The following is a 1169-nucleotide window of genomic DNA, read 5'->3' on the forward strand; positions in this document are numbered from 1 at the left end:
GAAGCGTGAGGCCGCCGACGGACCGGGCGAAGTCGTTCGAGTCGCAATCCTGCACGCACAGGACGTGGGCCTGCGAGGCCTCGGCCAGGGACGAGAGTTCCCCGTTCGCGGTGTGCTCACGGAGGTTGTAGCTGACGACACGCAGTGCGGTCGGCTGCACGTCGGCGTCGGGGTCGATCGTCCCGAGCTGCTGTGGAGCGGCCATGCTGCCTTCCTGTTCCGGGTGGCGTCGTGTCCGGGGTACCGGGTCACCCTGCCGGAGCGAAACTACTCGGCCTCCGCGGCAGGTTGCTGAGACTGTAGCGCGGGACGGGTTTCCGGCGTGTGACCGTGTCGCGAACGGACAGCGGCGGCACGCCGGCGGCGCGTCAGACCCGCACGCGGCGCGCCGGCGGCGCGTGTGAGCCCCGCGCGCAGCGCGCTGGCGGCGCGTCAGACCCGCACGCGGCGCGCCGGCCGCACGGTCTCCCCCGCCGTCCGGCTCATCAGGACGCCCTCGACGCAGGCCACGACGAGCAGCAGGGCGATCACCCAGAACGCGACGACGTAGGGCCCCGACCCGCCGAGCCCCGCAGCCGCCCGGATCACCACGGCGGCCACCGCGACCCCGAACCCCGCCGCGGTCTGCTGGAGCGTCGACGACAGGGTGTTCGCCGGTGTCATGTCCGCCTGCTCGACGTCGGCGAACGCGATCGTGTTGTACGCGGTGAAGCCGACCGACCGCGCCGCACCGCTCACCACGAGGAGCACGGCGAGCAGCCAGAACGGCGTCTGCGGAGTCGTGAAGGCCATCGCGACGACGCTCAGCGCGGCGACCGCGGAGGACACGATGATGACCGGCCGGTACCCGAACCAGCGGAGCAACGGCGTCGTCATCGGCTTGATGCCGAGGTTGCCGACGAAGACCCAGAGCACGGCGGACCCGGCGAGCACCGCGCTCCACCCCCAGGCGTCCTGGAAGAGCAGGGGGAGCACGAAGGGCACCGCCGAGACGGCGAGCCGGAAGAGGCTGCCTCCGGCATGCGACACCCGGAAGGTCTCGAGCCGGAACGACCCGAGCCCCATGATCGGGTGCGGCGCCCGCCGGAAGTGCCGGACCGCGAGCCAGCAGCCGGCCGCTCCGACGACGCCGGACACCACGACGGCCACCACGGGGACCTCGTCGAGGG

At 72.8% G+C, this 1169-nt stretch carries 1 protein-coding gene and 1 pseudogene; both read right to left on the minus strand.

Going from position 1 to position 1169, the window contains the following annotated elements:
• Positions 1–205: pseudogene (locus tag I59_RS03855) on the minus strand (endonuclease/exonuclease/phosphatase family protein); the annotation flags it as partial.
• Between the two features lie 227 nt (positions 206–432).
• Positions 433–1169: MFS transporter (locus tag I59_RS03860; RefSeq protein WP_022902740.1), on the minus strand; the 737-nt coding region annotated here is incomplete at its 5' end.

This window comes from Curtobacterium sp. B8, assembly GCF_000333315.1.
GTDB lineage: Bacteria > Actinomycetota > Actinomycetes > Actinomycetales > Microbacteriaceae > Curtobacterium > Curtobacterium luteum.